Source organism: Streptomyces silvisoli (genome assembly GCF_029269905.1).
Taxonomy (GTDB): domain Bacteria; phylum Actinomycetota; class Actinomycetes; order Streptomycetales; family Streptomycetaceae; genus Streptantibioticus_A; species Streptantibioticus_A silvisoli_A.
Genome location: NZ_JARJBC010000001.1, coordinates 136550 through 155393, shown reverse-complemented (window position 1 = coordinate 155393; position 18844 = coordinate 136550). Strand labels below are relative to the sequence as shown.

General features: G+C 68.6%; 20 protein-coding genes and 1 pseudogene. 13 read left to right on the top strand and 8 right to left on the bottom strand.

From position 1 onward, the window contains the following. The first annotated feature begins 564 nt into the window (after positions 1–564). The 4 genes from P3G67_RS00700 to P3G67_RS00685 all read left to right on the top strand — a co-directional run bounded on the left by P3G67_RS00700 (position 565) and on the right by P3G67_RS00685 (position 4098). Positions 565–1572, top strand: coding sequence for an SDR family NAD(P)-dependent oxidoreductase (locus P3G67_RS00700; protein ID WP_276091666.1), 1008 nt, complete (start codon positions 565–567; stop codon positions 1570–1572). After that, complete coding sequence (locus P3G67_RS00695) at positions 1569–2159, top strand: hemerythrin domain-containing protein (protein WP_276091665.1); 591 nt, start codon at positions 1569–1571, stop codon at positions 2157–2159. The genes P3G67_RS00700 and P3G67_RS00695 overlap by 4 nt, the downstream gene beginning before the upstream one ends. A gap of 59 nt (positions 2160–2218) precedes the next feature. Next, on the top strand, positions 2219–2356 hold the full coding sequence (locus P3G67_RS00690; RefSeq protein ID WP_276091664.1) for a hypothetical protein: 138 nt from the start codon (positions 2219–2221) through the stop codon (positions 2354–2356). Between the two features lie 212 nt (positions 2357–2568). After that, a complete protein-coding gene (locus tag P3G67_RS00685; protein WP_276091663.1) occupies positions 2569–4098 on the top strand; it encodes an FAD-dependent oxidoreductase in 1530 nt (509 codons plus the stop codon). 72 nt (positions 4099–4170) lie between these two features. On the opposite strand, the gene P3G67_RS00680 is transcribed toward P3G67_RS00685, so the two are convergent. From P3G67_RS00680 to P3G67_RS00670, 3 genes are all read right to left on the bottom strand, one after another. After that, positions 4171–4746, bottom strand: coding sequence for a diguanylate cyclase (locus P3G67_RS00680; protein ID WP_276091662.1), 576 nt, complete (start codon positions 4744–4746; stop codon positions 4171–4173). 371 nt (positions 4747–5117) lie between these two features. Continuing rightward, complete coding sequence (locus P3G67_RS00675; protein ID WP_276091661.1) at positions 5118–5540, bottom strand: Rid family hydrolase; 423 nt, start codon at positions 5538–5540, stop codon at positions 5118–5120. Positions 5541–5586: 46 nt separating this feature from the next. Continuing rightward, entirely contained in the window at positions 5587–6261 is a 675-nt protein-coding gene (locus P3G67_RS00670) for an HD domain-containing protein (protein ID WP_276091660.1), read from the bottom strand. Between the two features lie 71 nt (positions 6262–6332). Here P3G67_RS00670 and P3G67_RS00665 point away from each other — a divergent pair, with 71 nt between their 5' ends. The 3 genes from P3G67_RS00665 to P3G67_RS00655 all read left to right on the top strand — a co-directional run bounded on the left by P3G67_RS00665 (position 6333) and on the right by P3G67_RS00655 (position 8512). Beyond that, the gene (locus P3G67_RS00665; protein ID WP_276091659.1) at positions 6333–7298 is read left to right on the top strand and encodes a GlxA family transcriptional regulator; all 966 of its coding nucleotides are present in this window, start codon (positions 6333–6335) and stop codon (positions 7296–7298) included. A 218-nt stretch (positions 7299–7516) separates the two neighbouring features. Further along, the gene (locus P3G67_RS00660; protein WP_276091658.1) at positions 7517–7936 is read left to right on the top strand and encodes a PPOX class F420-dependent oxidoreductase; all 420 of its coding nucleotides are present in this window, start codon (positions 7517–7519) and stop codon (positions 7934–7936) included. Between the two features lie 399 nt (positions 7937–8335). After that, the gene (locus P3G67_RS00655) at positions 8336–8512 is read left to right on the top strand and encodes a cold-shock protein (RefSeq protein ID WP_269859589.1); all 177 of its coding nucleotides are present in this window, start codon (positions 8336–8338) and stop codon (positions 8510–8512) included. Between the two features lie 64 nt (positions 8513–8576). Here P3G67_RS00655 and P3G67_RS00650 read toward each other — a convergent pair whose 3' ends face one another. Continuing rightward, positions 8577–9503, bottom strand: coding sequence for a MurR/RpiR family transcriptional regulator (locus P3G67_RS00650; protein WP_276091657.1), 927 nt, complete (start codon positions 9501–9503; stop codon positions 8577–8579). Between the two features lie 165 nt (positions 9504–9668). Between P3G67_RS00650 and P3G67_RS00645 the strand changes: the two genes are divergently transcribed. After that, positions 9669–10454 carry a hypothetical protein gene (locus tag P3G67_RS00645; RefSeq protein WP_276091656.1) on the top strand — a complete coding sequence of 262 codons (786 nt, stop codon included), beginning with the start codon at positions 9669–9671 and terminating at the stop codon, positions 10452–10454. A gap of 18 nt (positions 10455–10472) precedes the next feature. Next, positions 10473–10694, top strand: coding sequence for a hypothetical protein (locus P3G67_RS00640; RefSeq protein ID WP_276091655.1), 222 nt, complete (start codon positions 10473–10475; stop codon positions 10692–10694). A 231-nt stretch (positions 10695–10925) separates the two neighbouring features. Here P3G67_RS00640 and P3G67_RS00635 read toward each other — a convergent pair whose 3' ends face one another. The 3 genes from P3G67_RS00635 to P3G67_RS00625 all read right to left on the bottom strand — a co-directional run bounded on the left by P3G67_RS00635 (position 10926) and on the right by P3G67_RS00625 (position 14133). Next, positions 10926–12116, bottom strand: a complete 1191-nt coding sequence (locus tag P3G67_RS00635) for a zinc-dependent alcohol dehydrogenase (protein ID WP_276091654.1) — start codon at positions 12114–12116, stop codon at positions 10926–10928. 111 nt (positions 12117–12227) lie between these two features. Next, entirely contained in the window at positions 12228–13130 is a 903-nt protein-coding gene (locus tag P3G67_RS00630; RefSeq protein ID WP_276091653.1) for an SDR family oxidoreductase, read from the bottom strand. A 322-nt stretch (positions 13131–13452) separates the two neighbouring features. Beyond that, positions 13453–14133, bottom strand: coding sequence for a haloacid dehalogenase type II (locus P3G67_RS00625; RefSeq protein WP_276091652.1), 681 nt, complete (start codon positions 14131–14133; stop codon positions 13453–13455). Between the two features lie 911 nt (positions 14134–15044). Here P3G67_RS00625 and P3G67_RS00620 point away from each other — a divergent pair. Further along, positions 15045–15251, top strand: a complete 207-nt coding sequence (locus tag P3G67_RS00620) for a hypothetical protein (protein ID WP_276091651.1) — start codon at positions 15045–15047, stop codon at positions 15249–15251. A gap of 293 nt (positions 15252–15544) precedes the next feature. Here the strand turns inward: P3G67_RS00620 and P3G67_RS00615 are convergent, their stop codons facing one another. After that, entirely contained in the window at positions 15545–16330 is a 786-nt protein-coding gene (locus tag P3G67_RS00615) for a helix-turn-helix domain-containing protein (RefSeq protein WP_276091650.1), read from the bottom strand. 62 nt (positions 16331–16392) lie between these two features. Here P3G67_RS00615 and P3G67_RS00610 point away from each other — a divergent pair, with 62 nt between their 5' ends. The 3 genes and pseudogenes from P3G67_RS00610 (at position 16393) to P3G67_RS00600 (ending at position 18734) form a co-directional block, all read left to right on the top strand. Beyond that, the gene (locus tag P3G67_RS00610; RefSeq protein ID WP_276091649.1) at positions 16393–17199 is read left to right on the top strand and encodes an SDR family oxidoreductase; all 807 of its coding nucleotides are present in this window, start codon (positions 16393–16395) and stop codon (positions 17197–17199) included. A 507-nt stretch (positions 17200–17706) separates the two neighbouring features. After that, positions 17707–18027: pseudogene (locus tag P3G67_RS00605) on the top strand (Na+/H+ antiporter); the annotation flags it as partial. A 62-nt stretch (positions 18028–18089) separates the two neighbouring features. Continuing rightward, positions 18090–18734: a hypothetical protein gene (locus tag P3G67_RS00600; RefSeq protein ID WP_276092064.1), complete on the top strand. Its 645-nt coding sequence runs from the start codon at positions 18090–18092 to the stop codon at positions 18732–18734. Positions 18735–18844 lie beyond the last annotated feature (110 nt).

The window sequence follows — 18844 nt, the reverse complement described above, 5'->3', positions numbered from 1 at the left end:
AGGGTCGAGGGGAACGGCGTCTGCACGTGGAGGTCGTCGTGGACGACGGTAACGTGTCAGTGACGAATACCCGCGTACCCGAACCGGATGCCGTGCCCCGTCCTCTCAGGCTGTTCGTACGGTCCCCCGGAGCGGACACCACCGGGGGGCGCGATGAGATGGTCAGGGCAGCGGTTGACCTGGCGCTTGCTCCACATATCGCCGGTGGCCCCGTCGCCCTGCTGTCGCCCTCGAGCGACCACCGAGATCCGCGCACCTTCCGTGACCGGCGGCTGCGGCTCCTGGACAGCGAGCACGCCATGCTCGTGGTCCGTACGGCGCCCAGCGATTCCGGGGCGTACGAGGTCGTGTACAACGTGCACGCCGGCCCGCGCGTTCCTGTCTTCTTCGCGGTTCACCGCGGTTGCCCCATGGACACGACGCTGTTGAACGACACGCCCCGTTTCCCCGACGCACTCGTGCGGAGGCGACCGTGGCACAACCGAAGTCATCTCGTGGCCGCGAATGGCGGCACGGCGGTTGAGCTGACGGGCAGGCAGGGAAAACAGCGAAGGGAGCCCGAAATTGGCCACAACGAAAAGCCCGCTGAAGGGACTCTCCGCGCTGGTCACCGGAGGTTCGCGAGGGCTTGGACTGCTGATCGCCCGCGAGTTGGCGAGCCGCGGGTGCCGACTGCTCATCTGCGCCCGGGACGCCGACGAACTGCGTCGAGCCGAGGAGGAACTGCGCGCCACGGGAGCCGAGGTGCACTCGACGGTTGCCGACCTCACCGACGCGGCGACACCCGAGCGGTTGGTCGCGGACGCCCAGGAGCGCTTCGGTCACGTCGACATCCTGGTCAACAACGCGGGGATCATCCAGGTCGGGCCGATGGAGACGATGACCGAGCAGGACTTCCGTGAGGCGATGGAGCTGATGTTCTTCGCCCAACTGCGGATGGTCCTCGCCGTTCTGCCAGGGATGCGATCGCGTGGGACGGGACGGATCGTCAACATCACCTCAATCGGCGGCCGCGTCGCCGTTCCGCATCTGCTGCCGTACTCGGCGGCGAAGTTCGCGGCCACCGGGTTCAGTGACGGCCTGCGGGCGGAACTGGCCCCCACTGGTATCAGCGTGACCACCGTGATCCCCGGACTCATGCGCACCGGCTCGCACTTCGCCGCGCGGTTCGGTGGGAACGCCGAGCAGGAGTACGCATGGTTCGCGACGGGAGCAGGCATGCCCCTACTGTCCATGAACGCTGGACGCGCGGCCCGAGCCATAGTGCGTGCCGCCGAGCGTCGCCGCCCGGAAATCATCCTCACCCCGGCCGCGAAGGCCGCCGTCCGTTTGCACGGGGTGGCTCCTGTCACCGCGGTGCGGATGCTCTCCCTTGTCGACCGGCTGCTGCCATCGTCCGGGAACGGCACGGGTCCGGTACAGACCATGTCAGGGGTCCAGGCTTGTGAACGCCTTGACTCACGGCTTGTCGACCGGGTCACCGCACTCGCCAACCGGGCCGCGCGGCACCACAACGAACCGGTTCCGGCGCGGCTCGGCCGGTGGAGCGTACCCGTAAAGGAAGGCAAATGACCGAGCATGCCACGGTAGGCCAAGCCCCGGAGAGCAACGACGTCGTGCTCATGCTCGAACGCCAACACCAAGAGATTCGACGTCAGATGGACGAGGTGCTGGCGGCAGAAGGCAAGGAGCGCCAGAAAGCGTTCCACCGCCTTGTCCGTCAACTGATGGTTCACGAGACCGCCGAGGCGGAGGTCGTCCACCCCTTCGCGCGACGGACCATCGAAGGCGGTCAGGAGGTCGTCTCCGCCCGCTTGGCGGAAGAGCGGGAGACCGAACAACTCCTCGGTGAACTTCACGACATCGTCTCCCGGGCTCCGGAGGCCGCGGAATTCAGCGACAAGTTCGGCACGTTGCGCGACGCCGTGGCAGCCCACATGGAATCCGAGGAACGGTTCGAACTCCCCCAACTGCGCGAGGCCGGGGGCGCCGCACGAGTCCAACTCCTGGCGAAGCTTGCCAGGGCCGCCGAAATACTGGCCCCGACTCGTCCGCACCCGAGAGCCGACTCGGCGGTGGAAAGGATGGCGTTCGGTCCTTACCTGGCCGTTGCCGACCGCATCCGCGACGCCGTACGAAAGGCCGTGCGCGGCGGCTGACGCGTGGGCTCCGCAGAGCGGAGGGCCGCAGGACAGAATCTTCGCCACGGTAGAAGTCCGTGCGGCAGGTTGAGGCCGAGGTTGAGGCCGACTTCGAGGTCGACGAGACCACACCGCACTGCGCCGCGTCGTGCCTCGCCGCCGCTGGAGCGGGCGCGCGGGCGGCAGTGGCGCGCAGCTCACCGACCTGCCGCTGAACGTCGGGCGGCGGCCGGTGACGGCGCATGTGAGCGTCGCGCGGGAGACGGGTGTGGTGTCAGTGCCCGCGCTCGGGGCCGTGGACCTCCTCAATCGCGTGGTGATGGCGGTGCTGCGGGTGGTCGACCGCCTGCTCACCGGTAGCCGGAAGAACACACGATCCCCATGTAGCGCACCACCTCTTTCGCCTATATCTGGGTATACAGCATGTATGGCGACAATCCCTGGCGAGCCCATCTCGTACTGGATGGAGTCAGCCGCCCATACGTCATACCCGCGACTGGACGACGACGTGAACGCCGACGTCGCAGTCATCGGCGGCGGCATGGCAGGGTTGTGCACCGCGTGGGAGCTGGCGCGGACAGGGCGGTCCGTGGTGGTTCTGGATGCGGCACACATCGCTGCCGGTGTAAGCGGCCACACGACGGCCAAGCTCACGGCCCAACACGGACTGATCTACGCGCACCTGCGCTCCAGATTCGGCGCCGAGGCCGCGCGCCTGTACGCGCAGTCCCAGTCCGAAGGGGTGGAGCGTGTCGTTGCCACCGCCATGGACCTCGGTGTCGACTGCGAGATCGAGCGCCGTCCGGCCTACACCTACGCAGCTGACGCTCAGCACAACAGCGAGATCCACGAAGAGGTAGATGCCGCTCGCGAAGCCGGCCTGGACGCGTCCCTGGTGACCGATACCGGTCTTCCCTTTGCCACCGGATCAGGTATTCGCGTCGCCGAGCAGGTCCAGTTCCACCCCCGGCGCTACTTGCTTGGCCTCGCCGAGGACCTGACGCGGCAACACGGGCGCATGTACGAGCACAGCCGAGTGACGCACCTGCGGGAAGGCCGCACCAACAAGGTCACCACCGACACCGGCGCCACGGTGACGGCCGAGTCCGTGGTCATCGCCACCCACTACCCGGCTTTCGACCGCTCCCTGGCCTTCAGCCGACTCAGGCCGCTACGGGAACTGGTGATCGCCAGTCCGATGGACGCAGAGCTTGCCCCACGCGGGATGTACATAACCCCGCACGAAGGCACACGGTCGGTGCGTAGCGCTCCCTACGGTGAGGGGAGCCGGCTGCTGATCGTCACCGGCGAAAAGTACACCCCCGGTGAGCCAGGCGTGACCGAAAGGTTCGAACGTCTGACCAGCTGGGCTCGTGAGCGTTTTCCCATCAGGGAAATCACTCATCACTGGGCCACGCAGGACAACTGGACCACCGACCGGGTCCCGCATGTGGGCCTCTTCCACCTCGCCGCGCGGAACGTCTACGTCGCGACTGGATTCGGAGGGTGGGGCCTGAGCGGAGGCGCCATGGCAGGCCGGATGCTCGCCGACCTGATCGAGGGAAAGGACGTCGCCTGGGCGGGGCTGTACGACCCTCGGCGCATCCACCCGATCGCCGAAGCCGGTGCCTTCGTCAAAGCGAACCTTGCCACCGCCCGCCACTTCGTCGCCGATCGGCTGTGCCCGGGCCGAGACGACGCGCTGAACGCCATCCCGCCGGGCGGCGGTGCTGTCGTGCGATGGAAGGGACAGCATTGCGCTGTGCACCGGGACGATGAAGGCGCGTTGCACGCGGTGTCCGCAGTCTGTTCCCACCTGGGCTGCCTCGTGGCGTTCAACGAAGTCGAACGCAGCTGGGACTGCCCATGCCACGGTTCCCGCTTCTCCATCGGCGGCGAGGTACTGCACGGACCTGCCACCGCAGCGCTACAGCCTCGCGATCTCAGCGACGAATGACGCGCGGCCAGTGGTCCTCAGCCCCTCGGGGCCGACCACCAACTCGTCACCGCGAGGTCCCCTAGTCGAGCGTCAACCCGCTGCGCGCTTGGTCCGCAGACACCGCATCAGCTCCTCGCCGTAGGGCAGTGCGACGAACAAGGCGACTCCGGCGGCTAGACCCGCCAGGTACCGCGTCGGCAGGGGTTGGTCCTTCGGCAGCAGTCTCCACGCATCGTCTCCCCCGCCCCGCACCATCGCGCGGACCTGGTCCCAGTGCAGGCATGCCACGAATGCAGTCGCGGTCAACGGCAGGACTTCCAGGAAGCTGTGAATGTGCTGTTCTACCGGCCGCACCTCGCGCTCCGATGTGGCGACGGTGACGTCCCACACCGCCGTCGCGCCATGCAACGCTGCCGCCCCGCCCATCGTCGACAGCACCAGCGGATTGATTCGCGCCAACAGCCCCAGCGTCATCGGCACGCCAGCCTCGGCCATCATAAGCAGGTGGATCAGCGATTCCCGCACGCCAGTGGTCTGCTCGATCCGAGTGCGCCGGTGCATCACCCAATCGGCCACACTGGGCGCGAACCACAGCGGCAGCACCCCGTAGAGCAAGAACCGCCGGTTGGCGCTCTCCACGTCGGTTGCGTCCAGCGGAATCCGCATCACAGGACGTGTACGCCAGGACTTCCAGGCCCGGACAGAAGCTCTTCTCATCCCAGACTTCTTCCCAAGTCTTCAGACGCAGGAGTCTTCCGACCCAACGCCCGCTTCACAGAATTCTTTGGTCTCCGCACTGGTACCCGCCCCGGCTCCTCCCACACCGTCGCCCTACGCTGCGGACACCCGGCTTTGACTTCGTCCTGTGGGGGTCTTGACCGGTCCGCCGGGGTCCGTACAAACAGTCAGGGAGATTGGAGCTGTTGTTGCCGTCGAGGTCGAGCATGAGGCTGCGACCTCGGGACCGAGGTGCTCGGACGTCATGCCGTCGGTGGTGACGGTGCTCCTGCGCCGGGGAACGGCCCAGGAGCGGCGGTCTACCGGGATGCGTCGGGATATGCGGCGGTCGCGCGGATTTCGACGAGAAGCCCCGGGCTGGCGAGACCGCTGACGCCGATCAGCGACCAGGTCGGGAAGGGGCCTTTGATGAGGCGCTGTTTGGCTTCGAGGAAGCCGGGCAGGTGCTGGTGGATGTCGACGTGGTAGCTGGTCACGTCGACGAGGGCGGACAGGTCGAGGTTCTCCAGGCGGAGAACCTCCTCGATGCGCCGGATGGCGATCTCGGTCTGCTCTTCGATGGTGTCCGCGATGGTTCCGTCGGCGCGGCGGCCGATGGTTCCGGCGATGAACAGGAGGCCGTGCGCGCGGACCGCGGCAGAATAACCGAAGCGCGCGAAGGCGCCGCTGGTTTCTCCGAAGACTTCGGAGTCCTCGGGGATCTCGACGGTGTGGATGGTCATTGTGGTGCTTGCCCTTCTGCGTTGACGGGTCGTGGAATCGGTGAAGTCAGCTGCCCCAGCGGGACGAATGGCAGGCGTGCTCCAGCCGGGTCTGGCCGAAGACTTCTCGTTCGCGGAGGAACTCACCGGGAATCGCGTAGCGGGGTGCGTTCTTCGGGTTTTTCGCGGCTTGCGCGACGATCGCGTCAGTAAGTGAGCCGATCATGTCCAGTCGCGGGTAGACGGCGTGAACGGCGTCGGCCTGCTCGTCGGTGACGGTTTCGACGTACTCGGCCCCCAGCGGGCCGCCGAAGTCGACGGCGACGCCTTCGCGGACGAGCACGCACAGCGTGCCGCGGCGCTCCGCGATGCCGGGAGAGGTGTGCAAGGCGATGGCCTGCCAGACCTCGTCGGCGTCGGCTGCGGGAACCCCGCGCTCGACGAGGAACTCGGCGGCCCGGTCGGCGCCTTCGACCTCGAAACGCTGACGGTGCGGGCCGTCCGACGCGACGCCGAGGTCATGCATCACGCAGGCGGCGAACAGCAGGTCGTCGTCGTAGTCGCGGCCGGCGGCCAGGTCGAGTCGGGCGGCCACCAGCCTGGCGAACAGGTAGCTGCGGACGCTGTGGTTGAAGACGGAGGGCGTTTGCACCGGCCGGACGAGATTCACGACGGCGTCGGCAAGCGGTGTGCCAGGCAGCGCGATCAGGTCGGTGGTCGCCTCGCGAGTAGATGCGGTCATGACTTCATCGTGGCCGCGACCGCTCTGACCTGACGAGTGGCAAAATTGCCGAGCTTCAATAGGATTTTGCCATGACAGTGCATCGAGTCGCGGTCCTGGCGCTGGACGGGGTCACACCCCTCGATCTGGCGATCCCGACGCAGATCTTCAACGCCCGACCGGAGACGCCCTATGAGATGACCCTGTGCGCGCTCGACGCGAAGGTGGCCACCACCGCGGGTTTCGCACTGGTCGCCGGTGGGGGCCTGGAGCAGGTACGTGTCGCCGACACGGTGATCGTTCCGGGATTCGAGCCGATCTCCCGGGTTCCGGATGCCGTACTCGACGCGCTGGCCGAGGCCCGCGACGGTAGGCGGCGCGTGGTGTCGATCTGCACGGGAGCCTTCGCGCTGGCCGCGGCGGGCGTGCTGGACGGCCTGCATGCCACGACCCACTGGAAGCACATCGAGGAGCTCGAACGGGATTTCCCCGCCGTCACGGTCGACCGCGACGTTCTGTATGTCGACGAGGGGGACGTGCTCACCTCGGCCGGGGTGTGCTGCGGCATCGACCTGTGCCTGCACATCGTGCGCCGCGATCTGGGAGCGGTGGTTGCCAACCAGATCGCCCGCGGCCTGGTCGCCGCCCCGCACCGAGACGGCGGGCAGGCACAGTACGTACCCGCTCCGGTCGCAGTAGCCGGCGAAGCCTCGCTCTCCACCACCCGGGGTTGGGCCCTGCAACGACTCGAGGAGCCACTCACGCTGCCGGTGCTCGCCCGCCACGCCGGCCTGTCGCAGCGCACCTTCATCCGCCGGTTCACCGAGGAGACGGGCACGACCCCGCTGCGGTGGCTGCTCAACGCCCGGATCAGCCGGGCACGGGAACTACTGGAAACCACCGACCACCCGGTGGACCGGGTGGCACGCGACTGCGGGCTGGGCACAGCCGCCAACCTGCGCCTGCACTTCCGCCGCGCACTCGACACCACGCCCACCGCCTACCGGCGCACCTTCTGGTGTTCAAGCCACACACCAAAGCCGCACCCGTCGCCATAGCCCGGACACCTCATCAGTACGCAGCAACGGATCGTGCCTTGAGCTGTGGAGCCGAAAGCGGCCGTGGCGCATGGGCTCGGCCACCTGACTGCGCATCGGCAGCCGCCGGGACCCGGCGTGGAAACGCGTCATTCGAGAAGTCGGATGTGACAGGGTGGACGGGCGGCGAACGTAAGAGAGAAGCGAGCACCACACGTCAAAGCTCAGAAGGAGCCAACATGTCGAGACCTCCCCTTTCCGACGACGCGGTCGCCATGCTGAAGAAGGCCAACCCATCGGTCATCACAACGCTTCGCGCGGACGGGCAACCTGTGTCCACCGCCACCTGGTACCTCTGGGACGACGGCCGGATTCTGGTCAACATGGACGAGGGCCGCAAGCGGCTGGAGCACATGCGCAACGATCCGCGAGTGTCTCTCACCGTGCTCGACAAGGACAGTTGGTACACGCACATCAGCATCATCGGCCGGGTCGCCGAGATCCGGGAGGACAAGGAACTGGCCGACATCGACCGGCTGTCCCGGCAGTTCATCGGCAAGCCGTATCCGCAAAGAGACCGTGGCCGGTTCAGCGCATGGATCGAGATCGAGCGCTGGCACGGGTGGGGTGCCCACAAGGACAGCAACCAGGCGGGCTGAGGCACAGTCAGGCCGCCCCGCGGCGCAGCACATTGCCCCGGCGGCGACACCGCACCGCCACATCCACAGGGCGGATGCGGGCGCGATGAGCCTGGAAACCGCTGTCGCCTTCGCCGACCGGCTGTGGCCCGACCGCGACGAGAGACGCCGGCCCATCGACTCCGCGTCAGGAACTGCCGCCGCCGTGGCGATCCGGTACCGGAGGACAGTGAGGGCGGGTTCGAGGGCAAGGCTCCACACCATCCGACACCCGGCGTAAGCGCACGCTGACTTTCCGTCAATATGTGGCCGACGCGCCGACACTCGCTTCCCCGCACTGGGCACCGTCGGTGATGCTCTGCTCACGCCCGCGAGTCAGCGGCTTCGCAGCCCGAACCGACACACCACGAAGGAGTGACGATGCCCCTCGGAACGATCGCCCTGTACAACAAGGCGGACGGCATCGGCGTCATCACCGACGAGAGCGGCCACCTGATCCCCTTCTCGGGGATGGAGACGCAGACAACCCGCGAGGGCCAGCGCGTGCTCTTCGACGTGGCCGGCGAGAAGGCCACCAACGTCACCGCCGTCCGTTGACCCGACGTCACCGTAACGCTCCCGTCGCGAACGCGACGCCGCCCCGCTCGACCCTCCGTGCGCGCTACCTGCGGCGCCGGGGTCGGCGGGGCGGTGCGTCGGCCGCGCCTGCCGCGGTGGACGGTAGGCCGTGCAACTCGTCGCGAAGCTGATTGAGCAGGGTCATGGCCTCCGTCGCCTGTTCGCGGTCTTCCGCCGCCACCGCCAGGATCAACGCCTCCAGCACTGCGAGCGTGGCCGCCTGCGAGCTGAACGTGCCCGTCTTGCCGATGGGCGCCGAGATCGCGGCCTCGACGTCGTCCGCGAGCGCCTCGGCCAAGTTGTCCGTGATCAGCACCACGGGTGCCCCGACCCGCTTGGCATGGTCGAGGGCGACCGCGGTCTCCGGCGCCACGTTGGTGTGCGCGATCACCACGAGGACGTCTTCGCCGGACAGGGCGAGCAGGTCGTCGGCGAGCAGGTAACCGGAGGAGCGAGCTACGCGGGCCCGGTGCCGCATCCGCGATAGCCGCGTGACGAGGTATTCGGCGAGCGTCCCCAGACCGCCGAGGCCGTAGACCACCGTCTCGCGGGCGCCGCCCATCAGCCGCACGACCCGGGCGAACTCCTCGGGGTCGATGGTGCGCCGTGCCTCCTCAAGCAGGTGGACGTGGTCTTCCAGAACCCGCGTGAGCAGCCCCTTCGGCTCGCTCCCGTACTCATCGAGGCTGCGGCCCAGGCGTCCGGCCGGGGCGAGCCGGGTCCGGAGCGATTCGCGCAGTAGCTCCTTCAGGCTGGGCAGACCGGCGTAGCCGAGCGACTTCACAGTACGGATCACGGTGGCGTCGCTGGTACCGGTCAGCCTGCCGAGTTCTTCCGCCGAGGCGAAGACCACCTCGTCGGGATGGTCGGCCAGGTAGCGCGCGACGCGCCGTTCCGAGCTGCTCAACTCCCCCTCCCGAGCGGTGACCCGCTCGGCGAGGGAGCCACGACGCGGTTCTGTAGTAGACACGACGAGTATTGACCTCCCTTGTAGCACGCCCTACTATATCCCCAATCGAGCCCCGGAGGGCTGGTGCCGATCGTGGCACGCCCAGCACACCGACTACGGCCCTCCCAGCCAAGGCATTTCGCCAGCGTCCGGACGCATGCTCGTCGTGCGGGAGGAGGCCCCGGTATGGGCGCGACGTACGGATTGGTGGCGGCGGTCTTCGTCGCCTCGGTGGTCGAGGCGGTGGAGGCGCTGACCATCGTCATGGCGATGGGTATGACCCGCGACTGGAAGTCGGCCTGGGCAGGGACGGCCGCGGCAGGCGTCGTCCTGGCGGCGTTCACCACCGCCGCGGGCTATGCGCTAGCCACCTGGCTGCCCCAGGCCGCACTGCAACTGACCATCGGGACACTGCTGTTGATCTTCGGTCTGCAGTGGCTGCGCAAGGCGGTACTGCGCAGCTCGGGTCTGAAGGCAGTCCACGACGAGGAGAAGGCCTTCGCCGAACAGGCCGCCGCGGCGCGCGACGCCGAGGGGACCACCCGTTTCGGACTGGACTCGTTCGCCTTCGCCGTCTCCTTCAAGGGTGTCTTCCTGGAGGGTGTTGAGGTCGTCTTCATCGTGATCACTTTCGGCACGAACGCGCACGACGTGCCAGTGGCGGCCGTCGCCGCGATCGCCGCGGCGTTGTGCGTGGTCGTTGCCGGGTTCCTGGCTCACGGACCGCTCTCCCGGGTCCCGGAGAACGCCCTGAAGTACGCCGTCGGGCTGCTGCTGACCAGCTTCGGCACCTTCTGGGCCGTCGAGGGACTCGGCGTGTTCACGCCCAGCGGGCAGAGCGTCACGTGGTTCGGCCACGACTGGTCGGTACTCGTCCTGATCGCGGTCTGGTTCGCGGTCAGCCGCATTCTGATCAAGGTCGTGCCCGGCGTCGCCGAACGCGCCTCCACCTTCGCCGCAGAGGAACGCTGAGGGAACACCGTGAACGTGATGGCCTTCGTCAAGGGCTTCGGCCGGTTCTGGTACGACTTCCTGGTCGGCGACGACTGGAAGATCGCCGCAGCAGTGCTGATCACTCTGCTGATCGGCGCGGCCGCCCTGCTCACCGGCGGCGCGCCGGACGGCACGTTGGCGGCGCTGCTGGGCCTGATCCTGGTGGCCGCCTTCGTCGTCGCGCTCGTGGCCGACGTTCGCCGCAGCGCCAGGAGATGAACCCAACCAAGGCCGCCGGTGCCCCTCAACGAGGTCGGGGCGCCCAAGCCGCCCGGCTGCGCCGCCGGCCGCCCCCGCGCCCGGCGCGGCCCTGGGGAAGCGCGTCCATGGCCCCATCTCGTCGCCGCGTGGCCGCGTTACCGACCAGCAGTGGACGCCGCGCTCGTCGCGCTCACGAGCGTGCGGAACATCCACGGCGAAGCTGGGTTGACGAGAAGGGCGGCGAATCCGTCAGGGGTGAAAGAGGATCTTGGTCGCGCCGTCCGTCTTCTTCTGGAACATCTCGTACGCCTTGGGAGCGTCCGCCAGCGGCATGTGGTGGCTTGCGAACGTATCGACGCCGAGTGGGTCGTCGTCGGTGAGCAGGGGGAGGATCTCATCGGTCCAGCGGCGGACGTTGGCCTGGCCCATGCGTAGCTGAAGCTGTTTGTCGAACATGGTCATCATCGGCAGCGGATCCACCATTCCGCCGTAGACTCCGCTGACCGAGATCGTCCCGCCTCGGCGCACCATGGCGATGGCCAAGTGCAGCGCGCTCAGCCGGTCCACGCCCGCTTTCTGCGTCAACCGTGCCGCCCAGCGGTGCGGCAGCAGCCCGACCGCCGCCTGGGCGAGGGCGCCCGCGTGGCCGCCGTGCGCCTCGGTGCCCACCGCGTCGATGACCGCGTCGGGACCGCGGCCCGCGGTGAGGTCCCGCACCGCGTCGACCAGTTCGCTTTGCCCATCGAACGTCTCCAGGTCGAGGACGGTCGCGCCGTCACGGCGACAGCCGTCGAGCCGTTCAGGCACGCGGTCCACGCCGATAACCGTGGCGGCGCCGAGGTGAAGGGCGATCCTGCAGGACATGCGGCCGATTGGCCCCAGCCCCAGGACAGCGAGCGTGCTGCCCTTGGACAACCCGGCGTAGCGCACCGCCTGCCAGGCGGTTGGCAGTACGTCAGAGAGGTAGACGAACCTTTCGTCGGGTGGCCCCTGTGGGACTTTGATCGGTCCGTACTGGGCCTGCGGAACCCGCAGGTACTCGGCCTGCGCGCCGGGCACAGCGCCGTAGAGCTTGGTGTAGCCGAACAGCGCGGCCCCCATGCCTTCTTCCTTGACCTGCGTGGTCTCGCACTGTGTGGGGAGCCCGTCGGCGCACATGAAGCAGGTGCCGCACGCGATTTGGAACGGCACGACAACCCGGTCGCCGGCCTTGAGACCGGCGACCGCGGGGCCGACTTCCTCCACGACTCCCATCGGCTCATGACCGAGGATGTCGCCCTCGGTCATGAACGGGGTGAGCACCTCGTACAGATGCAGATCGGAGCCGCACAAGCCACTTGATGTGATGCGCACGATCGCGTCCGTCGGTTCCCTGATCGCCGGATCGGGAACGGTGTCCACTCGTACATCACGCTTGCCGTGCCATACGGTTGCCCGCACGGTGACCACCTCCGCTGTCCGCTGGTTGTCACGTCCTGCCGTGTCCACCCGTGCTGTTCGCTTGTCCGCTTCACGACGAGGCCTCCGGGGCAGAGCCCGGAAGGGTGCCGATCAGGGCAGCGGTGTGCCGCCGGTGGCGTTGAGGATCTCTCCGGTGACGAAGCTGGCGTGTTCCGAGGCGAGGAAGACGTACGCCGGTGCGATTTCCGCGGGTTGCGCGGGCCTGCCCAGCGGTGCCTGCTTGCCGAACTCCTTGGTGTCGGGCAGTGTCGCGGGGATCAGCGGTGTCCACACCGGGCCGGGCGCCACGGCGTTGACCCGGATTCCGTCCTTGGCCAGCATCTTCGCAAGCCCATGGGTGAAGGTGACGATGGCGCCCTTGGTCGTCGCGTAGTCAAGCAGGTGGGGGCTGGGCTGGTATGCCTGCACGGAGGTGGTGTTGAGGATCGAACCGCCCCGTGGGATGTGGGGGACGGCCATCTTGGACAGCCAGAACATGCCGTACAGGTTGGTCTTCACCACCCGGTCGAACTGCTCCGTGGTGATGGCGCCGATTCCGTCCGGCTGGGACATCTGGTAGGCCGCGTTGTTGACGAGGACGTCGATCCTGCCGAAGTCGGCCGCCGCTCGGTCGACCAGCGCCTGGCACTGCTCCTCCTCGCGGACGTCGCAGACCACCGGCACCGCTGTGCGCCCGGCTTCGCTGACCAGCCGCGCGGTCTCGGCCGCGTCGTCCTTCTCCTCCGGCAGGTAGGTGAACAGTACGTCGGCTCCCTCGCGGGCGAAGGCCAGGGCGACCGCACGACCGATGCCCGAATCACCGCCGGTCAGAACGGCCTTGCGGTTCACCAACAGGCCGCTGCCCTGATAGGAGGTCTCGCCGTGGTCAGGGGGCGGGTCCATCGGGCCGGTCCAACCCGGGTGCTCCTGATCCTGCGCGGGGAAGTCAGGTTGCGGGTGCTTGGAGGTCGGGTCCTGCATGTTGCTGTTGGAGGCGTTGTCATTCGTCGGCATGCGGTTGTCCGTTCTGACGTGGTGGGTGTCCCGTCATGAGTGTGTCGACGGCCGTGGTAGGGCTGTTTGGCGCCCATGACCTCGGCCTACCCGCCGGGTCGTTGGGCATTCGCCGCACACTCCGCCCAGCCCGGCAGGCCCGGTCCACCATCGCCCGGCAGTCCACATGGCCCCTCCTCCGGTCGTAGAGCGCTTCGGGCGCAGGCCGAGGCCCATTTACCCGCCACGGCGTCTGATCACCTAGCCTGCGTGAGCCATCACTCTTCCGCGACTCGGGAGGGGCCTCGCCGCGGCCGAAGTGTCGGCCCCGCTTTCCGCCCGCTCAGCGGTCCTGGGCAAGCGCCAGCGCGAGCTGTGGCAGATCAGTCGCCGTGTAGTCGGCGGCCTTCATGACCGCCGGGTATCCGCTCGCTTTGCGCTGCAGCCAGGCGGCCTTCAGTCCCGCGCGGCGGGCACCGTCGATGTCCCAAGGGTGGACGGCGACCAGGACGGTCTCCTCCGGAGCGGTGCCCAGGGTCTCGGTGGCGTACTGGTACGCGGCGGCAGCAGGCTTCCAGGCGGCCGGGGCGCTGACGTCCAGCAAGGCCTCGAAGCAGTCTCTCAGTTCGGCGCCGTCCAGCAGGCGCTCGGTGGCGGCGGTGGAGCCGTTGGTCAGGGTCGCAAGCCGCAGCCCGGCATCCCGCAGCACCCGCACGCCCTCGGCCACGTCCGGGTGGACCGCGAGGTGGTTCAAGCCGTCCAGGACGTACGCCACCGCGCTGTCGAGGTCACCGTGCCAACCAGGGAGGTCAGCCAGAAGACCGCGCAATCCGGCTTGGGCCACGTCCAGGAAGTCGGCGTACGCGCCCGCCGCGGTCAGCGCGAAGCCATCTCGCAGTACCCCGGCGAACCAGGTGGGCAGTAGATGCGCCGGCGCGCCGATCTCCTCGAAGCGTGCTCCCAGCGCAGACATGTCACTCAGGGTTTCGTTGACGTCGAACAGCACCAGCCTTGGTCCGGTCATGCCACGCCTCCTGCGTCTGCCCTCTCGAACGAACGGCCATACCGCCGATCTGATCCAAACGATCCCAGTGGAACCACCACCCACGGACCGACCTACCCTGATCCGCCTGTCCGATCGCAAGGCTCTCCACGGACAGCCGCTGTGGCCCGCGCCGCATGAACGGGACCGATTACGCCTCAGCTCCGCGGACACCACCTCGCAGGCCCACCGTCATCGGGCTGTGCCGACGCGGGGTCACGATCAGCAACGACGACCAGGGCCGGCGCGCAGGTGCACCACAACCACCGCGACGGCTTCGGCCAGCAGGTGATCCACTCGGGCCGCACCAGCATGGCACCCGCCCCGGTGACCAGCCGAGTACCCGTTCACGGCCACCGGGGCGGCGGCCGCACCGCCGTGCGCCCGACGTGCGGTTGAACGACTTGCGAAGAGGACGGGAGACGCCGGGCGCCGAGCGCGCCCGGCTGGGTTCAGTCGTCGAGCGTGGATGGTGTGGCTGGCTCGGGGCACGACTTGTAGTCGAAGCGCTGCCCGGCCCGGATCATCAGCTCGCGCACGTGCCACACCTGAAGGTCCGAGAGGTCCCCGAGCAGTCGGCCCGGCTCCTCGGCAACCTTGTGCCGGGCCGGTACCCGGTGGGCCGTAGGTCCAGCATGCGCTGTCTGCGTTGCACTCGGCGATCCGGGGCCCAAGTCGACGCTACGCGAAAGACCGGCCACGCGCCCCCTCAACTGGCCTCGCACATACGCCAGTTGGACACCTGGATCAACTCACAGGTGGTCAACCCGCACGTCGCGATCACGAGCGAGGATGAACATACTGACCACTGGTCGGTACAGCGGTTTTCCATACGCAACACTCCTTCTTGCCGGAGTCTTTGCCCGGCACCCCCTATGTCTGGAGGAACCGCCATGAGCATCCGCAAGTCCACCGCCACCGCCGCCCTCGCCGCCGCAATGACCATCGGAGCCGCCGGGGCCGCCAGCGCCACGGCGCACCACGGCCCCAACGACCACAAGATCAGCTCCCCGAAGGGCGTCGCCGGCCTCGTGTCGGTCGTCCCGAACCTCCAGGTGCTCTCGCCGACCGTCTCTGAGTCCGGGAACGACGCCAACTAAGCCCAAGCACACAGCAACTCGCCGACCCGGGTGGCCTCCTGACCGGGTCGGCGCCATCGGGAGGGCCGCGCATCCCCCCCCTCCCGGGGGAGGTGCGGCCCTTCTCCGCACCGAGCGTTCGGCCCTGAAGGTAGGGTCTCGTTCCGGGGTCAGGTCCCTCTCCAGTTCGGGGTGGATGCTCCGGTGAGGCGGCGGCACATGAGGCGGACCATGCGAGGTGGATCACCACCGCCTCTTGAGCCGCCTCCGTCCTTCCCTTTCAGATCCGCCGCGCCCAACGCTCCATCCGCACATCAAAGGAGCCGGGCCAGGGCGGCGGCAGAGGGGCTTCCGGGCGCCGCCTGGTAGACGATGATCACTTGCTGCTCGGCACCGCCAACGGTAAGCGCCTGCCGCCGCAGGGAGAACTCCCCCACGACCGGATGCATGAACCGTTTGAGCTCGTCGCGGGAGGGCCGCGCGTCTTGCCGTGCCCATAGGCGGCGGAAGTCCTCGTTGGCCTCCAGCTCGGCGACGAGCCGCGCGGTCCTGGGATCGCGTGGGTCGGCCTCCGCGCGCAAGGCAGCAGCGGTCTGCGCGGCGATCTCCGGCCAGTCCGGGAGCAGTCGGCGGACCTCGCAGGAGAGGAACATGTCCCGGACCAGGTTGTGCCCGGGCTCGTACATCGGGGCGAGCGCGCGGGCCCGTTCGTTCGCGGCCAGCACGTCGAACCGCCGGTTGCGCACGTACGCCGGGCTGTCCACCCACGCGTCGAGCAGCTGGTGCACGTCCGGAGTGACCTCGGTCTCCGGAGGCCGTACGTGATCCGGGGCGGCGAGCGCGAACATGAACGCCGAGGCGTCGGCGTCGAGGTCCAGTGCCCGCGCGAGCGCCCGCAGTACCTGCGGTGAGGGGTGGCGGTCGACGCCCTGTTCCAACCGGGTCAGGTACGGCTCGCTGATACCTGCGAGCCGGGCCAACTCCTCCCGGCGCAACCCCGCGACCCGGCGTCGGCCGAGGGCGGGCAGGTCCGCGTGCGAGGGCCGGATCCGTCCCCGCCGGGCTTTCAGGAACTCCCCCAGGGGGTTGTCGGTCGCCATGGCGGGAGGGTAACCCTCCCGGGGTGCTGGCTGCAGACCGGCGGACCACGCAGGATCGAGCCATGAAGACCTGGTTCATCACTGGCGCGTCCCGCGGCTTCGGTCGGATCTGGGCCGCCGCCGCCCTCGCCCGCGGCGACCGCGTCGCCGCCACGGCGCGCCGCCCCGAGTCGCTGCAACACCTCGTCGACGCCTACGGGGACAGCGTGCTCCCGCTCCGCCTCGACGTCACCGACCGGGCCGCCGCCACCGCCGCCGTGCGGCGGGCCGCCGAGGCTTTCGGCCGCCTCGACGTGGTCGTCAACAACGCTGGCTACGGCCTCTTCGGCATGGTCGAGGAGACCACCGAGGAGCAGGCCCGCGCCCAGCTCGACACCAACCTGCTCGGCCCGCTGTGGGTGACACAGGCCGCGCTGCCGTTCCTGCGAGCCCAACGAAGCGGGCACATCGTGCAGGTGTCCAGTCTCGGAGGTCTCGCCGCCTTTCCCACCCTCGGGCTGTACAACGCCTCCAAGTGGGCGCTTGAGGGGATGAGTGAAGCACTCGCCCAGGAAGTCGGCCCGCTCGGCATCCACGTCACGATCGTCGAACCCGGCCCCTACAGCACCGACTGGTCCGGCGCGTCCGCGGTACGTACCGAACCCATCGCCGCGTACGAACCGATCCGTGAGGCGCGCCGGGCCGGCGCCACCGCCCGCGCGCCACAGGATCCGCAGGCCACCGCCGAGGTCATCCTCGAACTGGTCGACACCGAGGAACCACCTCTGCGGCTCTTCCTCGGTGCGTACCCCTATCCCGTCGTCGAAGCCGCCTACCAGCAGCGACTCGACACCTGGAACGCATGGCGACCGCTCGCCACCAGGGCTTGACTTCGGGCCGAAGCGAGACCGAGGAGATGTGCCGGGCATCGTCCGGCATGCCGAGCCCGTCAGCGATCCGCTAAAACACGTCTGGGCGAGCCACCTCGCGGCGTCCGTTGATGACTTCGTTCACGCGACCCTGCGTCATGTCGACGACCGCCGCGAGGCTGGCCTGGCTCGCGTAACGCTGCACGTACCGGAACACCGTCCCCGTGTCTCGGGAACGGAGCACCTGGCCCATATCCGGCCGCCACCAAACCAGTTCAGGCAAGCCGACGGAGGCCGAAGGTGCCATGGCGTCCTCAGTTCACAGCGGGACGGCAACTCATCTCGCAGGAGGTTACGGCGCACGTCTCAACCGGCTGCCCGCCATACCGCCTTCGGCCGCACGAGTCGCCTGAACCAGGCCATCGACGCTCTGCTCTACGGCTGCGCGGATGACCGGGGCCAAGTCACTGATCAAGCCGTGCCCAGGTCGGCGGTGAGCCAGCGTTCCGGACGCATGCGGACCACGACATGGTCGGCGAGTTCCGCAGCCAGGCCGGTCCCAAGGTGATGAGCGCGGGCGCGAGGGTGCAGGTCGTCCACTTCTGGGAAGTGAGCACGTTCATCCTCAACGGTGCCCTGTTCGTCCTGGTCGGCATCGAGACACCGGCCATCGTGAGCGCGACCGGTTCCGCCGCCCTGGGACACGCGGCGGTCACCGCCTTGCTGATCAGCGGCGTGGTGGTCGCCACTCGCCTGCTGTGGTTCTACTCGGTGCCGTACATCATCCGCGCCGTCGACCGCCGTCCGATCCAGCGCACGCTGCGCTCCGGCGCCCGGCAACGGTTCCCCCTCGCCTGGAGCGGGGTGCGTGGGGCCGTGTCGCTGGCAGCCGCTCTCGCCGTCCCGACACCATGGCCGACGGTCGGCCGTTCGCGGGACGCAACCTGCTGGTCTTCACCGCCGTCGTCGTCATCCTGGTCACGCTGGTCGTTCAAGGGACCACCATGCCCGCGGTGGTCCGCTGGGCGGGCCTGCGCCGCGATGCCGCAGAGACGACCGAGGAACGACGCGCTCGTCGCCAGATGGTCACCGCCGCGCTGGAGGCCCCCCCCGACTGCGCCCGCCGACTGAACACGCCACGGGAGACCGTCGACGTCATCCTGGACGAACCGCACCAGTACGCCGCCCAAGCCGAGGACACACCGGAGCCCACCGGATCCGGCATGCGGGCCGGACTCGAACTGCGCCGTGCGCTGATCGCCGTCGAACGCGACGCCCTGATCCGCCTTCGAGACCAAAGCAACATCGACGACATCGTGCTGCGCAGACTGCAGTCGCTGCCGGACAGCGAGGAGCTCAGAATCGAGCTGGGCCTGCGCGCCTTCCCCGACCAACCGCCCCCCCCCACCACCGGGCAGCACCGCCAACCCGGACGGGCCAGCACCCGGCGAGTCACCGATCACGTTCGGGACGGGTTGCGCCACTCCCCCGGGGTTCGCCAAGCCGGTGAGACGAACGAACGCATACCGGCCAGCCGAACCGCCCTGAAGAACTAGAGATGGGGCTCTCTGGCTGCCAGGGAAGTGCCCGTCAGCGCAGGTTGCCGTGCGGAACTTCCTGGGCCTCGCCGCTCATGGCCTCGTCGCCCTCCTCAGCCCGCTCCTTG

Excerpts from the sequence above, each read along its gene's own strand:
- P3G67_RS00695 (WP_276091665.1), top strand. The coding sequence starts at position 1,569 with ATGACCGAGCATGCCACGGTAGGCCAAGCCCCGGAGAGCAACGACGTC.
- P3G67_RS00685 (WP_276091663.1), top strand. The coding sequence starts at position 2,569 with ATGGCGACAATCCCTGGCGAGCCCATCTCGTACTGGATGGAGTCAGCC.
- P3G67_RS00680 (WP_276091662.1), bottom strand. The coding sequence starts at position 4,746 with ATGCGGATTCCGCTGGACGCAACCGACGTGGAGAGCGCCAACCGGCGG.
- P3G67_RS00675 (WP_276091661.1), bottom strand. The coding sequence starts at position 5,540 with ATGACCATCCACACCGTCGAGATCCCCGAGGACTCCGAAGTCTTCGGA.
- P3G67_RS00670 (WP_276091660.1), bottom strand. The coding sequence starts at position 6,261 with ATGACCGCATCTACTCGCGAGGCGACCACCGACCTGATCGCGCTGCCT.
- P3G67_RS00665 (WP_276091659.1), top strand. The coding sequence starts at position 6,333 with ATGACAGTGCATCGAGTCGCGGTCCTGGCGCTGGACGGGGTCACACCC.
- P3G67_RS00660 (WP_276091658.1), top strand. The coding sequence starts at position 7,517 with ATGTCGAGACCTCCCCTTTCCGACGACGCGGTCGCCATGCTGAAGAAG.
- P3G67_RS00655 (WP_269859589.1), top strand. The coding sequence starts at position 8,336 with ATGCCCCTCGGAACGATCGCCCTGTACAACAAGGCGGACGGCATCGGC.
- P3G67_RS00645 (WP_276091656.1), top strand. The coding sequence starts at position 9,669 with ATGGGCGCGACGTACGGATTGGTGGCGGCGGTCTTCGTCGCCTCGGTG.
- P3G67_RS00640 (WP_276091655.1), top strand. The coding sequence starts at position 10,473 with ATGGCCTTCGTCAAGGGCTTCGGCCGGTTCTGGTACGACTTCCTGGTC.
- P3G67_RS00630 (WP_276091653.1), bottom strand. The coding sequence starts at position 13,130 with ATGCCGACGAATGACAACGCCTCCAACAGCAACATGCAGGACCCGACC.
- P3G67_RS00625 (WP_276091652.1), bottom strand. The coding sequence starts at position 14,133 with ATGACCGGACCAAGGCTGGTGCTGTTCGACGTCAACGAAACCCTGAGT.
- P3G67_RS00620 (WP_276091651.1), top strand. The coding sequence starts at position 15,045 with ATGAGCATCCGCAAGTCCACCGCCACCGCCGCCCTCGCCGCCGCAATG.
- P3G67_RS00615 (WP_276091650.1), bottom strand. The coding sequence starts at position 16,330 with ATGGCGACCGACAACCCCCTGGGGGAGTTCCTGAAAGCCCGGCGGGGA.
- P3G67_RS00610 (WP_276091649.1), top strand. The coding sequence starts at position 16,393 with ATGAAGACCTGGTTCATCACTGGCGCGTCCCGCGGCTTCGGTCGGATC.
- P3G67_RS00600 (WP_276092064.1), top strand. The coding sequence starts at position 18,090 with ATGGCCGACGGTCGGCCGTTCGCGGGACGCAACCTGCTGGTCTTCACC.